This window comes from Comamonas resistens (assembly GCF_030064165.1).
GTDB lineage: Bacteria > Pseudomonadota > Gammaproteobacteria > Burkholderiales > Burkholderiaceae_C > Comamonas > Comamonas resistens.
This window is the reverse complement of record NZ_CP125947.1, coordinates 4,498,809-4,517,857: the sequence shown is the minus strand read 5'-3', so window position 1 is coordinate 4,517,857 and position 19,049 is coordinate 4,498,809. Positions and strand designations below refer to the sequence as shown.

At 61.5% G+C, this 19,049-nt stretch carries 18 protein-coding genes; 11 read left to right on the top strand and 7 right to left on the bottom strand.

What is annotated here, in order from left to right; all coding sequences use genetic code 11:
- Positions 1–8: 8 nt before the first annotated feature.
- From QMY55_RS20990 to hppD, 5 genes are all read right to left on the bottom strand, one after another.
- Positions 9–2,459 (bottom strand): DUF3772 domain-containing protein, encoded by a 2,451-nt coding sequence (locus tag QMY55_RS20990; protein ID WP_283486045.1) that lies wholly within the window; start codon positions 2,457–2,459, stop codon positions 9–11.
- 239 nt (positions 2,460–2,698) lie between these two features.
- Positions 2,699–3,544 (bottom strand): phenylalanine 4-monooxygenase, encoded by an 846-nt coding sequence (phhA, locus tag QMY55_RS20985; RefSeq protein WP_283489029.1) that lies wholly within the window; start codon positions 3,542–3,544, stop codon positions 2,699–2,701.
- Between the two features lie 56 nt (positions 3,545–3,600).
- Positions 3,601–4,566, bottom strand: coding sequence for a Bug family tripartite tricarboxylate transporter substrate binding protein (locus QMY55_RS20980; protein ID WP_328517807.1), 966 nt, complete (start codon positions 4,564–4,566; stop codon positions 3,601–3,603).
- 116 nt (positions 4,567–4,682) lie between these two features.
- Positions 4,683–5,723 (bottom strand): Bug family tripartite tricarboxylate transporter substrate binding protein, encoded by a 1,041-nt coding sequence (locus tag QMY55_RS20975; protein WP_283486044.1) that lies wholly within the window; start codon positions 5,721–5,723, stop codon positions 4,683–4,685.
- Between the two features lie 285 nt (positions 5,724–6,008).
- Entirely contained in the window at positions 6,009–7,130 is a 1,122-nt protein-coding gene (hppD, locus tag QMY55_RS20970; protein ID WP_283486043.1) for a 4-hydroxyphenylpyruvate dioxygenase, read from the bottom strand.
- Between the two features lie 218 nt (positions 7,131–7,348).
- Between hppD and QMY55_RS20965 the strand changes: the two genes are divergently transcribed.
- The 10 genes from QMY55_RS20965 (at position 7,349) to QMY55_RS20920 (ending at position 16,471) form a co-directional block, all read left to right on the top strand.
- Positions 7,349–7,831, top strand: a complete 483-nt coding sequence (locus QMY55_RS20965) for an Lrp/AsnC family transcriptional regulator (RefSeq protein WP_283486042.1) — start codon at positions 7,349–7,351, stop codon at positions 7,829–7,831.
- Between the two features lie 140 nt (positions 7,832–7,971).
- Positions 7,972–8,694, top strand: coding sequence for a GNAT family N-acetyltransferase (locus tag QMY55_RS20960; RefSeq protein ID WP_283486041.1), 723 nt, complete (start codon positions 7,972–7,974; stop codon positions 8,692–8,694).
- A gap of 188 nt (positions 8,695–8,882) precedes the next feature.
- The gene (locus QMY55_RS20955) at positions 8,883–9,764 is read left to right on the top strand and encodes an HlyC/CorC family transporter (protein WP_283486040.1); all 882 of its coding nucleotides are present in this window, start codon (positions 8,883–8,885) and stop codon (positions 9,762–9,764) included.
- Between the two features lie 66 nt (positions 9,765–9,830).
- The gene (lnt, locus tag QMY55_RS20950) at positions 9,831–11,474 is read left to right on the top strand and encodes an apolipoprotein N-acyltransferase (protein ID WP_283486039.1); all 1,644 of its coding nucleotides are present in this window, start codon (positions 9,831–9,833) and stop codon (positions 11,472–11,474) included.
- 229 nt (positions 11,475–11,703) lie between these two features.
- Positions 11,704–12,225: a bifunctional 3-hydroxydecanoyl-ACP dehydratase/trans-2-decenoyl-ACP isomerase gene (gene fabA / locus QMY55_RS20945; RefSeq protein WP_158383499.1), complete on the top strand. Its 522-nt coding sequence runs from the start codon at positions 11,704–11,706 to the stop codon at positions 12,223–12,225.
- The gene (fabB, locus tag QMY55_RS20940; protein WP_283486038.1) at positions 12,222–13,445 is read left to right on the top strand and encodes a beta-ketoacyl-ACP synthase I; all 1,224 of its coding nucleotides are present in this window, start codon (positions 12,222–12,224) and stop codon (positions 13,443–13,445) included. The genes fabA and fabB overlap by 4 nt, the downstream gene beginning before the upstream one ends.
- Positions 13,446–13,523: 78 nt before the next feature.
- Positions 13,524–14,111, top strand: a complete 588-nt coding sequence (locus QMY55_RS20935) for a D-glycero-alpha-D-manno-heptose-1,7-bisphosphate 7-phosphatase (RefSeq protein ID WP_283486037.1) — start codon at positions 13,524–13,526, stop codon at positions 14,109–14,111.
- A gap of 118 nt (positions 14,112–14,229) precedes the next feature.
- Complete coding sequence (locus tag QMY55_RS20930; RefSeq protein WP_283486036.1) at positions 14,230–14,964, top strand: lysophospholipid acyltransferase family protein; 735 nt, start codon at positions 14,230–14,232, stop codon at positions 14,962–14,964.
- 271 nt (positions 14,965–15,235) lie between these two features.
- Positions 15,236–16,021, top strand: coding sequence for a M48 family metallopeptidase (locus QMY55_RS20925; RefSeq protein WP_283486035.1), 786 nt, complete (start codon positions 15,236–15,238; stop codon positions 16,019–16,021).
- A gap of 30 nt (positions 16,022–16,051) precedes the next feature.
- Entirely contained in the window at positions 16,052–16,471 is a 420-nt protein-coding gene (locus tag QMY55_RS20920) for a rhodanese-like domain-containing protein (RefSeq protein ID WP_283486034.1), read from the top strand.
- Between the two features lie 21 nt (positions 16,472–16,492).
- On the opposite strand, the gene galE is transcribed toward QMY55_RS20920, so the two are convergent.
- Together galE and lysM are read right to left on the bottom strand one after the other, a co-directional pair.
- On the bottom strand, positions 16,493–17,515 hold the full coding sequence (gene galE, locus QMY55_RS20915) for a UDP-glucose 4-epimerase GalE (protein WP_283486033.1): 1,023 nt from the start codon (positions 17,513–17,515) through the stop codon (positions 16,493–16,495).
- Positions 17,516–17,584: 69 nt separating this feature from the next.
- Positions 17,585–18,055: a peptidoglycan-binding protein LysM gene (gene lysM / locus QMY55_RS20910; protein WP_283486032.1), complete on the bottom strand. Its 471-nt coding sequence runs from the start codon at positions 18,053–18,055 to the stop codon at positions 17,585–17,587.
- A gap of 175 nt (positions 18,056–18,230) precedes the next feature.
- On the opposite strand from lysM, the gene QMY55_RS20905 reads away from it, so the two are divergent.
- Positions 18,231–19,004, top strand: coding sequence for a type III pantothenate kinase (locus QMY55_RS20905; RefSeq protein ID WP_283486031.1), 774 nt, complete (start codon positions 18,231–18,233; stop codon positions 19,002–19,004).
- The last annotated feature ends 45 nt before the right edge of the window (positions 19,005–19,049 follow it).

Below are 19,049 nucleotides of genomic sequence, written 5' to 3'. Positions count from 1 at the left end.
CTCGGGAATCAGACTGCAGAGCGGTTTTCCGAGTCTTCCAGCTCCGGCGGCCTGTCAGTGGCGGGGGGCGCAGGTGCAGCACGGTCTTGAACCAGGTGGATATCGGTGGCCGATACCAGCGGGATTTTCTGCTCGGCGCAGCGCTGCAGCAGGCCAAACAGCAGGTCGCTGCGTGTGCTGTAGACATTGCGCGAGCTGGCGACATGGCCGAAGCTGGTGATGTTGACCACGCTGCCGTTGATGGAGTCCACATACATGGAGGGGGTGGGAGTGCTCAGCACGGCCTCATGCTCGGCATACAGGCCCAGCAGCACCTCGCGCAGCTTGACGATATCGGTGTTGAGCGGCACCGAGAAGGCGATCGAGATGCGGCCCAGTGCGCCGTCCATGGTCAGGTTCTGCACGGACTTGGTGATGAACTCGGAGTTGGGCACGATGACGGTGGATTTGTCGTCGGTCTGAATCTCGGTGGCGCGCACGCTGATGCGGCGGATATCGCCGACCTGGTCACCGATACGCACGCGGTCGCCGAGCTTCACGGGGCGCTCGGCCAGCAGAATCAGGCCCGAGACAAAGTTCTGCGTGATGGCCTGCAGGCCAAAACCGATGCCCACGGACAGCGCACTGGCCAGCAGCGCGACTTTCTCGAAACCGATGCCCATGGCAGCCAGCGTCCACAGGGCCGATAGCGTGATGCCCACATAGCGGGCCACGGTGCTGATAGAGTTGCGCGCGCCGATGTCCAGCTCGGTCTTGGGCAGATAGGTTTCCACCAGCCAGTGCTGCAGTGTGCGGAAGATGGTCAGGCCTGCCACCAGCACGATCAGGCCGCGCAGGAGGGTCATGGGGCGCAGCACGGAGTCGCCAATGGGCAGGCCCTTGGTCAGCGTGTCGGTCATGTTCAGCAGGCTGCTGGGGTTGCCGAACGGGGCCGTGAGGGCCAGCAGGCCCAGCAGCATCAGGCAGACGCGGGAGAAGGCGGACAGCAGCACGCCGATCTGCTCCACGCGGGTGGGCTTCATCCCGAGTCCCAGAGAGATGCCTTTGCCGATGCGGCTTTCGGCGGAGCACAGCCAGCCAAAGAAGTCATCGGCGAACTTCATCAGCAGCGTGGTGGCCAGCACCACCACGGTAATCCACACCATCTGCGTGGCGACGAAGACCGAGAAATTCAGATACCCGATCAGCGCTGCAATCAGCGCGGCCAGCACCGTCAGGTGCCCGCCCAACCAGGCAAACATCAGCCAGTTGCTGGTGGTGGCAGGGCGGTGTTCATTGCCGTGCTGGGCGGCCTTTTCCAGGTCGATGACCTGCTGGCGCTTGCGTTGCTTCTTGATGACCACCAGCACCGAGATGATGAGGCCGGCATAGGTCAGCGCAATCAGGCCGTCCAGGGCCACGCTGCTGACGTCGCTGGTGCGGGCGGCAATGTCCACCGCATTGAGCATGATGGTGAACCAGGTCAGGCCTGCGGCGCCCCAGGCCAGGCGTGTGAGCTTGGGCGCGGCCTCATCGTCGATGTTCAGCAGCCGCCAGGACGGGTGCTTGGGCACCAGCAGGCTGGCGCTGACGGACAGGAAGAAGGCTGCAACGAAGCTGCCTTTGATCCAGGCATCGGCCACCAGTTGCAGGCGCGGAGCGATGGCGTCGATGGAGCGCAAGGCCTCGATGAAGAGCAGGCTGGCCAGCCCGGGCAGGGCCGTACCCACGATCAGCATCCACACGGCAAGACCCGAGCGGCGCAGGCGTCCGTTGGGTGCGTGATCGGACGCCGCGAACCGGCGGCCCAGATGGCGCAGCCACATGCGCAGCGGAAACATCAGCACCAGGGCCAGCAGTGTGCCCAGCAGCGGTATCTTGTTGCCATGTTTTTCGATGGCGGCCCCGAAGCTGGAGTCACCCAGGCGTATCAAGCCGTGGATGCGCTGCAGATCCACCGGCAGGTCGGTGGCGAACTTCCTCCACAGCGATGGAGACAGCGGCGATGCGACCTTGCGGGCAATCTGTGCACTGAATTGCTGGGTGCGGATTTTTTCGATGTTGTCGCCAGCCTGCTTGGCTTCGACCGAGAGCAGCTTGCCACGCTTGATGGCCGAGTCCAGATCGCTGTGCTGTTGCGACAAATCCTTGCGTTGCTGCGTGAGTTCCGGGCTTTCCTCGGTGCCTTCGACCACCGGGCCCAGCTGGGCAATACGGGCATCCAACTGCTTGAGCAGGGGCTCCAGCGCCGTCACGGCGTTGTCGGCATCACGCTTGGATTGCAGCGTTTTTTCGGACAAGGCCTGCAAGGTCTCGGAGGAGTCCGCGTCGTCCAGGGACTTGCGTGCCGCATCCAGTGCGTCGGAGGCCTGCTCCAGCTGCTGCAGGGAAGTGGCCTGTGCATCCATCACGGAAGCCGCTGGTTCGGCTGCGATGGCAATGCCCAGGCAAAGATAGAGCGCTGCGAGCCAGCGCAGCATTCGGATGCAAGAATTTTGCATGGTGTGTCGGGGGTGGATCAGGGCCGCAGTGCGGTGCGGATTGGCGGACTCTCTGGCCGCCAGTACGCTGCAACTATAGGTGCAATGCTGCGAGCAGGGTTTCAGCATGCAACCGCCCATGGCAGTGCGCGGAGCCTGGCAAAGCTCTTACGGTCAGCTATTCATTGAATAGCTGACAGCGCTTGCTGGTCAAGCGCTGAGTGCTGAAATGATCGGTATCAAATCAGCTGTTCGCCGGGCAGCAATTGCTTGGCACCTATGGTGGGTTGCTGACGCAATTGGGCATACAGTGGCGCAAAGTCGGTGCTGGCCAAGTCCAGCAGCTGCTGCATATCGTCGATGACGAAATAGGTCTGCTGGTAGGTGTCGATCTTGTAGAGCGTGCGCATGGCACGTTCCAGCTGCAGCGGCAGGCGATGAGGTTCGGGGCTTTGCACGCTGTAGGCCAGCTCGCCGGCCGAACTCAGAATGCCGGCACCGTAGGCGCGCACGCCACCGCCTTCGCGGATCAGGCCGAACTCCACCGTGTACCAGTACAGGCGCGAGAGCATTTCGCAGGCGCCCAGCTCGGCAGCCTTGAGGCCGCCCTGGCCATAGGCCTGGATGAAATCGGCCATTACCGGGTTGAACAGCAGCGGCACATGACCGAAGAGGTCGTGAAAGATGTCGGGCTCGACGATGTATTCGAACTCCTCGGGCTTGCGAATCCAGTCCGTGACGGGGAACTTGCGCTGGGCCAGCAGCGAGAAAAACGGTACTTCGGGAATCAGGCCCGGCACGCCGACGATCTCCCAGCCGGTGGCCTTGAACAGGCGCTCGTTGACTTCCTCGAAGCGGGGAATGCGTTCCTTGGCGCCCAGTGCGGGCAGCACGTCGATGAAGTGCTGGCTGGCCAGGCCGGGCAGCAGCGCGCTCTGGCGCTCATAGAGCCGGTGGTAGGTGAGGTGGTCGGCCTCGGTATAGGCTGCGTAATTCTGGGCGCAGGTGTAATCGGCGCTGGCGCGGCTGTAATCGCCACGCGGCGGGCGGTCGGACTGGCCATAAACCACGGGTGCTTGTCCCATCATGTGCTCCTTGTGTGTCGGCAAGCCGGCCAGACCACCCCCCGGGTGGTCCATGCCTAGCCGGCCTTGATCTTGGTTGCGTTGATCAAAAACTGAAACTTGCGGTTCTCGCGTTTCACGAATTCAGCAAACTCCTGCAGACGCATGTCCTCGGGGGCGATGCCCATCTTGCGGAACTGGTCGCGGTTGGCTGGGGCGCTGAGCGCGGCCTGCAAGGCGGTTGCATATTTCTGGGCGTCCTTGTCGGGCAGGCTGGCCGGGGCGAACACGCCGAACCAGGTGGCCACGTCAAAACCGGGCACGGCCTCGTTCACGCTGGGCACATTGGGCAGTGCCACATTGCGGGCCGGGGTGGTGACGGACAGGGCCACGAGTTCGCCCGAGGCGATCAGCGGCAGGGCGGAGGCGAGGTTGTCGAACACCATGTCCACATCGCCCTTGAGCAGGGCCTTCTGGGCGGCCGATGCACCTTCGAACTGCACATTGGGCAGGCGCAGATTGGCCAGCGACTTGAGCATCTCGGCCGAGATATGGCCGATGCTGCCGTTGCCGGCCGAACCCATCTTCAGCTGATTGGGGTTGGTTTTGATGTAGCCAACCAGGTCGCTGGTGCTCTGGATCTTGAGCTCTTCGGCACGAGCCTTGGTGATGACCAGCACATTGGGCACGCGCGCCACCAGAATCAGGGGCTTGAAGTCCTTGTACACGTCATAGGACAGCGGCGCCCCCATATTGGGCAGTACCGCATGTGTGGCCACGGCGCCCATGACCACCAGGTTTTCCTGCGGTTTGGCCTTGGCGATCAGCTCCACGCCTTTGGTGCCGCCGGCGCCGGGCTTGTTGGTGACGGTGATGGAGCCCAGGCTTTGCTGGGCGCCTTTGGCCAGCAGATGGGCCGAGGTATCGAGAGGGCCGCCCGCAGGGTAGGGAACGACAAAGGACAGGGGCTGGCCGACGTTTTGCGCAAAAGCAGCAAAAGACGATCCGCACAGCCAGGCAGCAAGCAGGAGCAAACGTTTCACAATGGTTTCCGAGAAAGAACAGCCTTCAACAGGCGCTCGGAAGTATAGAAAGGCTGGCTGGGCTGTCAGAGCATTTAACAGAACAAATTCAGGCGCGCAGCCTTTGAATCGGGTGCTCAGGACAGCTGCAGATTGTTCCTGATGAGCTGGCCGTAGAAGCGGTGATCGGCCTGGACCAGCTGGGCAAAGTCCTGCAGGCGCAGGTCCTCGCGGATCACGCCCATGGCGTCGAAGTACTGTTGCACGGCAGGTTGCTGCAGCGTCCTGGCAAAGGCATTGGCCCAGCATGAGGCCTGTGCATCCGATATGCCGGCCGTGGCGAACAGGCCGAACCAGGTGGTCAGCTCCAGGCCGCGTATGCTCTCGCCGAGCACCGGCACCCCCGGCACCCCCGGCAGCATGGGAAGTGGCGTCGCCGAGGTCACGCCCAGGGCTTTGAGCCGACCGGCGCGAATATGGGGCAGGCAGGAAGCGATGTTGTCGAACATCAGGTCGGACGATCCTTCCAGCAGCGCCGACATCGCAGGCTGGGCACCGGCAAATGGCAGATGCTGCAGTGGCACGCGGGTCAGTGTCTGGAACCGCTTGCCCGCAATATGGCCTATGCTGCCGTTGCCCGCGGAGGCATAGCGCAGGGGCTGCCGGTTTCTGGCCATGAAGCGAAGCAGGTCGTCGGGCGTTTGTATGCGCCACTGCTGCGCCAGCTCGCTGCGCATGACCAGCACATGGGGCATGCGCGCCACCAGATTCAGCGGCTGAAAGTCGCGCAGCGGATCGTAGGGAAGCTGAGGGTTGAGCCAGGGCAGGATGGCATGGGTACCCGCCGCGCCCATCAGCAGCAGGGGGTCGCGTGCGCCGGCCCGCGCCACCATGGCTGCCCCCGTGCTGCCGCCTGCCCCCGTTACATTGATCACCTGCATGTGAGCTATGGAGGTGGTGTCCTGCGCGAGCCGGCGCGAGGCTCGGTCCAGCGGGCCGCCTGCCGAGTAGGGAACGACCAGCGTCAGTGCGTTCGCAGCCTTGCTGGAATTGGTTGTAAAACCCGCTGAACCCTTTTGTGCGTAAGCGCGAGAAGCTATCAAAGGTGAAGCTGCAGCAGCGGTCAGCGTCAGCAGCCGTCGCCGGGTGAGCGGGCTGGCTGTCGTATCCGTGCCCATGCCGCCGGTTGCAAGCGGGGTGTGGAGGAGGGAGCGCGGCGCAGGAGCTTTCACGTTGGGGATGGTCGTTGACTTGGTGACAGGTCTCGAGACCTCTGATGCAGCGTGTGCTCAAGTATAGGCAGGTCTGAACTGCCAGAGGTGCTTGGTTGGGCGGGATTGCCATCGATATGGTGACCAGTTGCAAGCCAAGGTCTGGCCCGCCGCCTGCGCTGGCGCGGGTGGCCGCCTGGCGATGGTGACTGGCGCGGTTCATGGCTGCAATACCTGGGGTGGAGCGTGCGTTCAGCTCTTGAGCACGCCGCGGCGCATCTGGTCCAGCTCCATGGTCTCGAACAGCGCCTTGAAGTTGCCCTCGCCAAAGCCGCTATTGCCCTTGCGCTGGATGAACTCGAAGAAGATCGGGCCCAGCTGGTTCTCGCTGAAGATCTGCAGCAGCAGCTCGCCGGGCTGACCGTCTACCAGGATGTTGCGCGCCAGTAGCTCGGGAATCGGTTCCTGCAGGTCGGGAATGCGCTTGGGCAGCAGTTCGTAATAGGTCTCGCTGGTGCTCAGCAGTTTGATGCCGTTCATCTGCAGCCCGTCCACGGTGTCGTAGAGGTTGGTCGAGCCCAGTGCGATGTGCTGTATGCCTTCGCCGTGATACATGTCCAGGTACTCCTGGATCTGACCGGCCTTGTCGTTGCCTTCCTCGTTGATAGGGATGCGGATCTTGCCGCAGGGGCTGGTCATGGCCTTGCTCTTGACGCCGGTGGACTGGCCTTCGATGTCGAAGTAGCGGATCTCGCGGAAGTTGAAGATGCGCTCGTAGAAACCTGCCAGTTCGGCCATGCGGCCACGGTAGACGTTGTTGGTCAGGTGGTCGATATAGGTCAGGCCCAGGCCTTGCGGATGCAGGTCGGCGCCGGGCAGGGGCTCGAAGTCCACGTCGAAGAAGCTGATGTTGCCAAGGTCGCCGTCCTTGGCGCCGTTCTTGCCGCGCCACTTGTCGATGAAGTAGATCAGCGAGTCGCCAATGCCCTTGATGGCGGGAATGTTCAGCTCGCCCGGGGCGGCATGCTGGTCGTAGCCCCAGGCGCCCAGGGAGATCGCACGCTCGTAGGCGAACTTGGCGTCCTGCACGCGGATGGCGATGGCGCAGACGCTGGGGCCGTGCAGGCGGGCAAAGCGCTGGGCGAAGCTGTCGGGCTCGGCGTTGATGATGAAGTTGATCTCGCCCTGGCGATACAGCGTCACGTTCTTGCGGCGGTGCTTGGCGATGGCCGTGAAGCCCATGCGCTCGAACAACTGGCCCATGGCCACCGGGTCGGGGGCCGCGTATTCGACAAACTCGAAGCCGTCCGTGCCCATGGGGTTGTCCCAGGTCTGGAAGCTGCTGGCATTGGTTTGGGTCAGGGGGGCGTTCATAGCGTGAGTCTCCAGCCGAGGAATCAACACATGGGGGAGCCGGTGTCGATGAAGGGATTCACTGTAGGCTGGAGCACTGGCAGGCTTTATGCAAAAAGCCCGTGTCATCAATTCATTGATTGCATAAAAATTGCGCGAAAATTAAATTTCATGCAATTTAAATGGTCATCAAGGGATAACCCTGAAAAAAACCTGCTCTGTTTTTATAATCTGCCGCCATGAGCCTTACGCACACCATCGACAAACTGGACAAGGCGATTTTGCGCCGTCTGCAGGCCAATGGCCGAGAAACCTATGACGTCATCGGGGAGCAGGTCGGCCTGTCACCCAGCGCCGTGCTGCGCCGGGTCAAACGACTGGAAGAAAGCGGCGTCATCGACCGCTATGTGGCCCTGGTGCAGCCCGAAACCGTGGGTCTGGGGCTGACGGCCTACCTCAACGTCCGTCTCGAAAAATATACCGAAACCAGCAAGCGCAACCCCATGGACGTCTTTCGCGCCAGCGTGCAGACCTGGCCCGAAGTGGTGGAATGCGTCTCCCTGACCGGCGAGATGGACTATCTGTTGCGTGTGGTCGTGGCCGACATGCAGCACTACAGCCGCTTCATCATGGATACCTTGCTCAAGCACCCCAGCGTACAGGACTGCAAGACCAGCTTTGTGATGGACCGGGTCAAGGTCACGACGGCGGTGCCGCTGTAGAGCTCTGACGTCCCTCACTGGGACCATGATTTGATGTGGATGCTTGGCTAAGGTTTTGAATTAACGGAAAATCCTTACAAGATTGTTGCAATGCAACACCCGGCTTGTGGTGATTCGGGTTTTTACCTATATTTCAGGCCATGAATATCTCCAAAGACTGGTTGAAATCGCCCTGGCAGACCGGCTCCGGCTGGCTGCGGGATATGGGCAGGCCCCAGGGCGCAGAGCGTCGCTCGCCGTCCTTGGTACCTATTCGCACGCTGAGCCCGCGCCACCGTGATCGCATCACCAAGCACCTGCTCAAGCTCGATGAGCGTGACCGTTATCTGCGCTTCGGCTACGCGGCCAGCGACGAACAGGTGGCGCGCTATGTCGAGCATCTGGACTTCGAACGCGACGATATCTTCGGTATCTTCAATCGCCGCCTGGAGCTGATCGCTATGGCGCACCTGGCTTTTGCCGGTCACCCCGAGCATGAAAAGTGCGCCGAGTTCGGCGTCTCCGTGCTCAAGAGCGCACGTGGCAAGGGCCTGGGCAAACGCCTGTTCGAGCGCGCCGTGCTGCATGCGCGCAGCAAGAACGTGAGCATGATGTTCATCCATGCGTTGTCCGAGAACACGGCCATGCTCAAGATCGCGCGCAATGCCGGGGCTACCGTCAAGCGCGAGGGCTCGGAATCCGAGGCCTATCTGGAGCTGCCACCGGCAAGCTTTGAAACCCATGTCAGCGAGCTGATGACCGAGCATATCGGCGAGGTGGACTATCAGCTCAAGAAGCAGGCCAAGAACTTCTGGTCCTTTCTGGCCGGCGTGCAGGAAGTGCGCAAAGGTGTGCAGGAAGGCCGCCACCAGTCAGCGGAATAATTGCTGAAATGGCTGTGGCGCTTGCCTGTCAAGCGCTGATAGCTATCAAAATAGATGAATCAAGAGCATGGGCCGCTGTCGCAATGTGATAGCGGCCCATGGCTTTTGGAGTGCTGCCAGCCAGGTGTCAACACAATCCGCTATTCTTGGTGGCTTGTTTGACTACCGCACGTCCTGCACTCCAGACAGTGTCTGACCCCCATCCTGCGCGACTTCCCGAGAAGGAAGACAAGCGAAGCTTCCTGCAAAAGGTGGCTGAGTTCATCCATCCGGCACCGGAATCCCCCGATGAACTGATCGAAACCCTGGCCGAAGCCGAAGACAACCAGGTCATCGGCACCGAGTCCCGCGTCATGCTTGAGCGCGTGATCCGCATGGCCGACATGAGCGCCGGAGAAGTCATGGTGGCTGCGCCACGCATGGATCTCATCAATATCGACGCTCCGTTTGAAGAAATCCTGCATCAGGTCATCACCACGGCACATTCGCGCTTTCCGGTGTATCAAGGTGAGCGCGAGAACATCATTGGCATTCTCATGGCCAAGGATTTGCTCAAGCTGCAGCGCTCTCCCACGCTCAATATCCGTGCTTTGGTGCGCTCGGCCGTCTTCGTGCCGGAGAGCAAGGGCCTCAACGATCTGCTGCGCGAGTTTCGCGCCAACCGCAACCATCTGGCCATCGTCATCGACGAATTCGGCCGTGTGGCGGGCTTGGTGACGATTGAAGACGTGCTCGAAGAAATCGTGGGCGAGATTGAGGACGAGTTCGACATCCCCGAAGACGAGGGCGATATCTTTGCCCTGGCCGACAACAGTTATCGCGTGGCCGGTGATGCAAGTGTCGAGCATGTGAGCCAGGAGTTCGGAACCCGTTTGCATGCCAGCGACCCCGATGAGGAGTTCGACACCATAGGCGGCCTGATCGCCCATGAGATTGGCCATGTGCCCAAACGGGGCGAGCAGATTCACCTGGGTGGGCTGGAGTTCACCGTGCTGCACACCAAGGGCGGCGCCGTGCGCTGGTTCAAGGTGGTGCGCGACCCGTCGCCCGACAGCCTGGTCAAAAACTGATATCCCGTATGCTTGCATTCCCCAGCCTCCGGCCTGGGGGGTCTTGTTGGCGCTCGTCTCTTGCTTATGAACCCTAACGCCGTCACATCCGTCCGCTCGCCGGCTTTCAGACCTCAAGGCTGGCTGGGCGTGCTGCTGCTGGCCGTGGCCGGTGCCTTGCAGGCGTTTTCGCTGGCATGGCCCTGGGCGCGCGGTCAGGGCGATGGCTGGCTGACCATGGTGGGCGGCTATGGCCGTCCGCTGTGGTGGCTGCAGATACTGTCTCTGGCCGTGCTGGTCCATGCGCTGCTGCTGGCGCCCACAGCGAGCAGGGCGGCTCTGCGCGGCTGGGCGTTTGCCACGGCCTGGTTGGCGGCCACTTTCTGGTGGCTGTTCATCTCCATGCACACCTATGGCGGTCTGGCCGCGCCACTGGCCGTGGCCGCAGTGCTGGCGCTGGCGGCTTTTCTGGGCGGTTATTACGCGATTGTTTCCTGGTTCTTCAAGCGTATTTCCCATGTCCCATCAGCGCTTGCAGCTATGGTTTTTGCTGCGCTGTGGACCTTGGCCGAGCTGGCACGGGGCTGGCTGTGGACAGGCTTTCCCTGGGGGGCGGGCGGTTATGCCCATGTGGAAGGCCCGCTATCCGTGCTGCCGCGCTGGATCGGCGTTTACGGCACGGGCTTTGTGGCGGCCTGGATCGCCGCCTGGCTGGCGCTGCTGGTCGGGCGCGCGCGGGTACAGCCAGGCAAGCTGCATCTGAAGCCTGTGCTGGCCAGCTTGGCCGCGTTGGTGCTGGTCTGGGGCGGGTTGTGGTGGGCGCGTAGCGAAAGCCTGCAAGCCCCTGCCGGGCAGCCAGGGCTGAGCGTGGAGTTGCTGCAGGGCAATATTCCGCAGGATGAAAAATTTGAGCTGGGCTCGGGTGTGATCGTGGCGCTGCGCTGGTATGCCCAGCAGCTGCATGACTCCAAGGCTCAATTGGTGGTGGCGCCCGAGACTGCCATTCCCCTGCTGCCTCAGCAACTGCCTGCAGATTACCTGGACTTTGTGCGCCAACCCTTTGTGAAGAGCGGCGGCAGGCAGGCTGCGCTGATTGGTATTCCGCTGGGCAATCTGGAGGCCGGCTACACCAACACCGTGGAAGGCTGGATGCCCGGGCAGACCCAGCCTTACCAGTACGACAAACACCATCTGGTGCCGTTCGGCGAGTTCATTCCGCCCATGTTCCGCTGGTTTACCGACCTCATGAACATCCCGCTGGGGGACTTCAACCGTGGTGCGCTGGGCCAGGCTTCGATGAGCTGGGCTGGAGAGCATCTGTCACCCAATATCTGCTACGAAGACTTGTTTGGCGAGGAGCTGGCTGCCCATTTCGGCAGCGCGTCGACCGCGCCTACGGTGCTGGTCAATCTGAGCAATATCGGCTGGTTTGGCGACTCCGTGGCGATTGACCAACACCTGAACATCAGCCGCATGCGGGCGCTGGAATTCGAGCGTCCCATGCTGCGTGCGACCAATACTGGTGCAACCGTGGTCATCGACCACAAAGCCAGGGTGGTCAGTGCCCTGGCGCCTTTCGAGCGGGCCGTGCTTTCAGCCCGGGTTCAAGGCCGCGAAGGCATGACGCCCTATGCGCGCTGGGTTCATGCCCTGGGCCTGGTGCCGCTGACGCTGCTGTGCCTGCTGATCTGTGGCGTGGCCTGGCTGGGTGCGCGCCGTATGCGCGGCTGAGGGTTGAGCCGAGGCTATGGCGGAGTCCGCTACCGGGAAAATGCACGACTGCCATCAAGGCTCACGCCATTTGTGGCAGAGTTTCGGGCCTGATCATGGGTATTGTGGGCCAGCCATGCGTGCCAGCCTTGATAATGCCCGGTTGTACCGCCCCGCTGGGGTGTGAACTGCAGATCCCCGAATAAAGTAACAGGTAGCTCCCATGGGCTGCCGTGGAGCAATTGAGAGAATGGCTGAATCTTTTTCCTACGAACAACTGATCGCCTCTGGTGAGGGCAAGCTGTTTGGCGCCGATAGCGGCCGTCTGCCCCTGCCTCCCATGCTGATGTTCGACCGCATCACGCATATTGACGCCGACGGTGGCGCCCATGGCCTGGGCAAGATCGTGGCCGAACTGGACGTCAAGCCCGATCTGTGGTTCTTTGACTGCCATTTCCAGGGCGACCCCGTCATGCCCGGCTGTCTGGGCCTGGATGCCATGTGGCAGCTGATCGGCTTTTACCTGACCTGGCTGCGTCTGCCCGGTCGTGGTCGCGCTCTGGGCGCCGGTGAGGTCAAGTTCACGGGTGAAGTGGGCCCTGATGTCAAACTGGTGACATACGAAATTGATATCAAGCGTGTGATCAAGCGCAAGCTGAACATGGCCATTGGCGACGCACGCCTGCTGGCCGATGGCAAGGAAATCTACGTGGCCAATGACCTGCGCGTGGGTCTGTTCCTGCGTGAAGACGGCCAAGGTAAGGCAGCATGAGCAAGAAGCGGGTAGTCATCACCGGCGCGGGCATTGTCTCGTGCATCGGCAACGATCTGGCAACAGTGGAGGCCTCGCTGCGCGCGAGCCGCTCGGGCATCAAGGCCATGCCCCAGTTCACGGAACTGGGCATGCGCTCGCAGGTGGCGGGTATTCCCGAGATCGATATCGAGGCACGCATCGACCGCAAGCAACTGCGCTTCATGGGTGACGCTGCGGCCTATTCGCAGATTGCCCTCGAGGACGCGATCAAGCAGTCGGGTCTGACGCCAGAGCAGGTGAGCCACCCGCGCACCGGCCTGATCATGGGCTCGGGCGGCGGCTCGCCCGCCAACCAGATCGAAGCGGCCGACACGCTGCGTGAAAAAGGCATTCGCCGCGTGGGGCCCTATCAGGTCACGCGCTGCATGAGCTCTACGGTCTCGGCCTGCCTAGCGACCAATTTCAAGGTCAAGGGCATCAACTACTCCATCACCTCGGCTTGCTCGACCTCGGCCCACTGCATTGGCGCTGCGGCCCAACAGATCGCCTGGGGCATGCAGGACGTGATGTTTGCGGGCGGCGGTGAAGAGCTGTCCTGGGGCATGTCGCTACTGTTCGATGGCATGGGTGCCATGTCCAGCAAGTACAACGAGACGCCCGAAAAGGCTTCGCGTGCTTACGATGCCAACCGTGACGGCTTCGTGATCGCCGGCGGCGGCGGCGCCGTGGTGCTGGAGAGCCTAGAACATGCGCTGGCGCGCGGTGCCCACATCCTGGCCGAAGTGGTGGGCTTTGGCGCCACCAGCGACGGTGAGGACATGGTGGCCCCTTCGGGCGACGGCGCCATCGCCTGCATGAAGCAGGCCATGGAAACCGTGGATGCGCCCATCGACTACATCAACACGCACGGCACATCGACCCCCGTGGGCGATATGCAGGAAGTGCGTGCCATGCGCGAGCTGTTCGGTGACAAGGTGCCTCCGTTCTCGAGCACCAAGTCGCTGACCGGTCACTCGCTGGGCGCCACGGGCGTGCAAGAGGCGATCTACTGCCTGATCATGCTCGACAAGGGCTTTATCGCCGGGTCGGCCAATGTGGAAACGCCCGATCCGCTGCTGGGCGATATGCCTCTGGTCACTAAGACCCGCGATGCCGAACTCAAGACCGTGCTGTCCAACAGCTTCGGTTTTGGCGGCACCAATGCCTCCCTGGTGCTCCAGCGCTGGGAAGGTCAATAAGTCTGCGTCGCGTGAAAGCCAGCCCGCTTGGCCGTTTGCTAAGCGGGCTTTTTTCTGTCATTCACACTCGTCACACTCATGAAGATTGCGATTCTTGACCGTGATGGCACCCTCAATCAGTGGGGGGACCATGGTTTCATCGGCCGTCCTGATGAATGGGTGGCTGTGCCTGGTGCGCTGGAAGCGGTTTCACGCCTCAATCGTGCGGGCTGGCATGTGGTGGTGGTGACCAATCAGCCCGGTCTGGGCCGCGGACTGTTCGACGTGATCGAGCTCAATGCCGTGCATGCCAAGATGCACCGCGAACTGGCGGCCGCCGGGGGGCGTGTGGAGGCCGTGTTCTTCTGCCCCCATGCGCCCGATGAGGATTGTGCCTGCCGCAAGCCGCGCCCGGCCTTGTTTCAGCAGATAGCAGAGCGCTATGGCGCCGGGGGCTCGGAAATCTGGGCCATTGGCAGCGGGGTGGAGCATCTGCAGGCTGGACAGGCCCTGGGCGCGCACCTGATGTTTGTGGAGTCCACGGGGCGCCTTGTGGAAAGCGGCAGCGATGTCCTTCCCGAGGGTAGCGAGCGTTTTGCCGATCTGCAGGCTGTGGTCAACGCGCTGCTGCCGCTGGGAGATGGCGATGTGTCCCAACCGGCAGAGGAGACGCCCGGCTCGCATTGATTCTGGATTTCAAGTAAAAATAGCTTCAACTGCTTGAAAATTCAGCGCTAGCTGCTATGTTTCTTGCTGATTTCGTACGCCTTGCAGGCGTTATGCTCCCCTGCTATCGATTGCCCTCATGTCCCTGATTCGTTCCGTCCTCCACATGCTGTGGATGGCTGTCACCGTTATTCCCTATACCTTTGGTGTGTTGCTGACCAAGTGGATCAGTGGCTCCTCCGACAAGGCCTATTGCGTGGCGCGTGCCTGGCTCAAGCTGTCGGTGGACAGCGCCCGCGTCATCATGGGTGTCCGGTACCGTGTGCAAGGCATGGAAAACCTGCCTGCGGATGGGAGCCAGGGTGTGGTGCTGCTGGTCAAGCACCAGTCCACCTATGAGACTTTCCTGATGCCGGCCATCATGCCGCGTCCGCTGGCCTATGTGTTCAAGAAGGAGCTGCTGAAGGTGCCGTTCTTCGGTTGGTCCATTGGTGCGCTGGACATGATCCACATCGACCGGGCCCAGCGTTCGCGCGCCTTCCACAAGGTAGTGGAGCAGGGCAAGCGTCTGCTGGACCAGGGTATCTGGGTCATCATGTTCCCAGAAGGCACGCGTGTGAATCGTGGCGAGGTGGGCGAATACAAGACCGGTGCCACCCGTCTGGCCATCATGGCCGGCGCGCCCGTGGTGCCGATTGCCGTGACATCGGCCAAGTGCTGGCCGCGCAAGGCCTTCGTCAAGAAGCCGGGCATGGTTGATGTGTCCATCGGCAAGCCGATTTCGTCGGCCGGTCGCAAGCATGACGAGCTGATGGCCGAGGTCGAATCCTGGATCGAAGCCGAGATGCAGCGGCTGGACCCTGAGGCGTACTGATGTTCCCCCTGAGCCGCTGCGCGCTTTCCCCCAGGGGACGATGCCTTCGCCGCGAGGCGGCTCTTGCTCGGCATCCCTGATGGTCGGCTTTCAATCATGGCAATGGCTGGTGCCGCCAGTGGTCGATGATGGACGGGGGCAATTGATTCCTCGACGGCGGGCGAGCAAGCCGCCAGTACCGTCCTTGCCTCAGACCTTGCTTCAAGCCGATCTGGATTTTGAGGAAAATCCCGCTCAAACGCAGGCGGGTAAAACGGCAGCAGCTATTGATTTGGAAGAGGATGATGAGCCTGTGGTGTTGCCGGCTCATCCCCTGGCCAGCCACGCCGTGCATCTGCAAGGCCTACCCATTGCCTATCTGCTGCGCCGCTCGGCACGGCGCAGCATCGGATTTTCGGTCAGTGCCCAGGGGCTGGATGTCACCGCTCCGCGCTGGGTGGGCATGGCCGAGATCGAAGCGGCGTTGCAGACCAAGGCCGGCTGGATTGTGCGCAAGCTGCAGGAGGCCGGTCAGCGCCAACAGCTGAAGAACGAGGCACGTATTCACTGGCAGGAGGGCGGTCTGCTCGACTATTTGGGCGTCCCCATGCGGCTGTGCCTGACGGGCGGGTCATCCAATCCAGTCCGTACCCGCCAGACTTATCGTGAGCAGCATGCGGATGGCGCGCAGTGCCTGCATTTGCCGCTGGCGCCGGATGCGCCGCCCGTACAGGTCCGCGCGGCGGTACAGGCCTGGATACTGCGCGAAGCACGCACCCATTTCACAGCGCGTATGCTGCACTATGCTCCCCGGATGGGAGTGCGCTGGAATGCGCTGCGCCTTAGCAGTGCCAACACGCGCTGGGGCAGTGCGACCAGTGCCGGCGTGATTCGGCTGAACTGGCGATTGATGCAGCATGCGCCGCAAATCATCGACTATGTGGTGGTTCATGAGCTCGCTCATCTGCACCATATGGATCACAGCCCGCAGTTCTGGGCCGTGGTGGAGCAAATGCTTCCCGACTGGAAGCAATTGCGCAGAACTTTGAGAGACAGGCCTTTGCCCGGCTGGGACTGAGGCGCACTACACACTATGCAAGGACAGACCATGAATCCAGTATCTGAAACCATTGAGCCTGCCGAGGGCTATGCTGGCGATATCGCAGCCGAGCTGGCCTGGAAGTGGGTGCAAGGCGGCGAGGCCGTCCTGGTCGATGTGCGCACCGATGCCGAGCGCGAGTGGGTGGGCAAGGTGCCGGGTGCGGTCGCCGTTGCCTGGAAGCAATGGCCGGGTATGGCCATGAATGCGGATTTCGATGCCCAGCTGCGTGCAGCCGTGCCCGAAGGCAAAAAGCTGGTGCTGCTGTGCCGCAGCGGCGTGCGCTCGGTGGCGGCAGCCCAGCGTGCTACGGGCCTGGGAATCGAGGCCTACAACATCCTGGAAGGCTTCGAGGGCGATGTGAATGCTGCAGGCCAGCGTGGCCAGCTAGGCGGCTGGCGCAAGCGCGGCCTGCCCTGGAGTCAGTAAGAAGCCAGGGCAGAGGCTTTATCAAGCTGAGCGATAGCCGTTCGGGTTCTGGCTTTGCCAGCGCCAGGTATCGGCGCACATCTCATCCAGGTTGTGCTGGGCCTGCCAGCCCAGGGTTGCCAGCGCATGGGCCGGGTTGGCATAGCAGCTGGCGACATCGCCAGGACGACGGTCCGTGATGGCGTATGGCAGAGTCTTGCCGCAGGCTTTCTCGAAAGCCTGAAGAACCTCCAGCACGCTGTAACCATTGCCCGTGCCCAGATTCACTGTCAGCAGTTCGGGCTGGCTGAGGCCGGCCAGTTTCTCCAGGGCTTTGACATGGCCACGTGCCAGATCGACCACATGGATATAGTCGCGCACACCCGTGCCGTCTACCGTGTCGTAGTCTCCCCCGAAAATCTGCAACTGCTGGCGACGACCCACGGCCACCTGGGCAATGTAAGGCAGCAGATTGTTGGGAATGTCGGATGGATCTTCGCCAATCAGGCCGCTCTCGTGGGCACCGATGGGGTTGAAGTAGCGCAATACCGCCAAGGACCATTGAGGATCGGAGTGGTATAGGTCAGCCAGGATTTCCTCGACCATCAGCTTGCTGCGACCATAAGGGTTGGTCACCGAGGTTGCATGCTTCTCGTCCAGCGGGAGATACTGTGGTGAGCCGTATACGGTGGCAGAAGAGCTGAAGACCAGCTTGCGCACATTGTGGTTCTTCATGGCACGCAGCAGTACCAGCGTGCCGTTGACATTGTTGTCGTAGTAGTCCACAGGCTGGGCCACGGACTCGCCCACCGCTTTCTTGCCGGCGAAGTGCACCACGCTGTCTATGCCGTGCTGCCCAAGTGCAGACTCCAGTGCCTGCTGGTCGCGGACATCGGCCTGGATCACCGGGATGGAGCGCCCGGCGATCTGCTCCACACGGCGCACCGCTTCAGGATGGCTGTTGCTGAAGTTGTCGAAAATCACGACCTCGTGGCCATGGCTGATCAATTCAATGGCTGTATGGCTGCCGATATACCCGGCGCCGCCGGTGAGCAAGGTTTTCATGATTGCGAGTCTAGTGCGTGTGCCAAAAGAAAAAGCGCTCTGTTGAGCGCTTTTTTGTAGAAGCTCCAGTTACAGAGCAGGAATACGCAGCTTCTGACCGGGGTAGATCTTGTCGGGGCTGGTCAGCATGGGCTTGTTGGCCTCGAAGATGGCGTTGTACTTGTTGGCATCGCCGTAGTACTTCTTGGAGATGGCCGACAGGGTGTCGCCACGCACCACGTCGTGGTATTGGGCCTCGGGCTCTGGGTTGGTGACGGTCATCTGGTTGTCCACGGACTGGACATTGGCCACATTGCCGCAGCACAGCGTCACCTTTTCCTTGGCAGCCTGAGTGGGAGCTACGCCCTGCACGGTCACCTTGCCTTGGGAGCCGTCAAACTGCACTTGCAGATTGGAAACGCCCAGGTTCTGGGTATTGATATAGGCCGCAATGGCTTGGGCCGCCTTGACATTCAAGTCCTCGGATGGGGTAGCGGCATGTGCATCGCCGCCGCCAAACAGTTTTTCACCGGCTTCTTTGATAAAGCTGAACAAACCCATGGGTTGACTCCTTAAAAATGAGTGGACGGAATGAAAGCAGACCAATGTAACGTGAATTGATGCCTGGACTGTTAAGGATTGCTGCAGTGCCAGTTTTTTGACAATTTCCGCGTCTGCTGTAATGGATGCGACTTTGATCGCTTCATTGTGGGCAAAAGTACTGATAATCCGCCGCATGACATTTTTGGCCATAGACATTGGCAACACTCGTTTGAAGTGGGCCATGTATGAAGATCATCGGCCTGGCGCAGCCTTGCTGGCCCATGGGGCAGAGTTTCTGGAGCATATCGAGCGGCTGGCGGAAGGTGCCTGGGCTGGCTTGCCTGCGCCGGATCGCATGCTGGGCTGCGTGGTGGCGGGCGAGCCCGCCAGGCGCAGAGTGCATGAACAGATCGAACAGATGCTGGGCTGGAACCTGGAGCCGCGGTGGGTGGTTCCCTCCTTGCAAGAGGCCGGCGTGAGCAATGGCTATGACCATCCTTCGCGCCTGGGAGCAGACCGCTGGGTGGCCATGATCGGTGCGCGCCACCATATGCTGCAGCAAGGGCCGCAAAGGCCTTTGGTCACCGTGATGGTGGGTACGGCCGTGACTGTGGATGCCATGGATGCCGAGGGGCACTTTCTTGGTGGGCTCATCATTCCCGGCCATGGCATCATGCTGCGCGCTCTGGAAGGGGGCACGGCAGGGCTGCATGTCCCAACGGGAGAGGTCAAACTGTTTCCCAAAAACACCAGCGATGCGTTGACCAGCGGTGGTACCTATGCGATTGCCGGGGCTGTGGAGAGGCTTTACCAGCACCTGGCAGAGCATTGCCAGGCAGAACCCATGTGCATCATGGCTGGCGGTGCAGGCTGGAAAATGTCTCCGAGCATGACAAGACCTTTTCAGCTCGTCAACAACCTGATTTTTGATGGTTTGCTGGTGATGGCGGAGAAGCGCTGGGGGTGACGCTAGGATCACCCTAATGAATTTTCATGATTTGAGGTTTTTCCT

Coding starts and splice junctions, on each gene's coding strand:
- QMY55_RS20990 (WP_283486045.1), bottom strand. CDS start 2,459: ATGCTGCGCTGGCTCGCAGCGCTCTATCTTTGCCTGGGCATTGCCATC.
- QMY55_RS20975 (WP_283486044.1), bottom strand. CDS start 5,723: ATGGGCACGGATACGACAGCCAGCCCGCTCACCCGGCGACGGCTGCTG.
- fabB (WP_283486038.1), top strand. CDS start 12,222: ATGAGCAAGAAGCGGGTAGTCATCACCGGCGCGGGCATTGTCTCGTGC.
- galE (WP_283486033.1), bottom strand. CDS start 17,515: ATGAAAACCTTGCTCACCGGCGGCGCCGGGTATATCGGCAGCCATACA.
- lysM (WP_283486032.1), bottom strand. CDS start 18,055: ATGGGTTTGTTCAGCTTTATCAAAGAAGCCGGTGAAAAACTGTTTGGC.
- fabA (WP_158383499.1), top strand. CDS start 11,704: ATGGCTGAATCTTTTTCCTACGAACAACTGATCGCCTCTGGTGAGGGC.
- phhA (WP_283489029.1), bottom strand. CDS start 3,544: ATGGGACAAGCACCCGTGGTTTATGGCCAGTCCGACCGCCCGCCGCGT.
- QMY55_RS20920 (WP_283486034.1), top strand. CDS start 16,052: ATGAATCCAGTATCTGAAACCATTGAGCCTGCCGAGGGCTATGCTGGC.
- QMY55_RS20930 (WP_283486036.1), top strand. CDS start 14,230: ATGTCCCTGATTCGTTCCGTCCTCCACATGCTGTGGATGGCTGTCACC.
- hppD (WP_283486043.1), bottom strand. CDS start 7,130: ATGAACGCCCCCCTGACCCAAACCAATGCCAGCAGCTTCCAGACCTGG.
- QMY55_RS20965 (WP_283486042.1), top strand. CDS start 7,349: ATGAGCCTTACGCACACCATCGACAAACTGGACAAGGCGATTTTGCGC.
- lnt (WP_283486039.1), top strand. CDS start 9,831: ATGAACCCTAACGCCGTCACATCCGTCCGCTCGCCGGCTTTCAGACCT.
- QMY55_RS20935 (WP_283486037.1), top strand. CDS start 13,524: ATGAAGATTGCGATTCTTGACCGTGATGGCACCCTCAATCAGTGGGGG.
- QMY55_RS20905 (WP_283486031.1), top strand. CDS start 18,231: ATGACATTTTTGGCCATAGACATTGGCAACACTCGTTTGAAGTGGGCC.
- QMY55_RS20960 (WP_283486041.1), top strand. CDS start 7,972: ATGAATATCTCCAAAGACTGGTTGAAATCGCCCTGGCAGACCGGCTCC.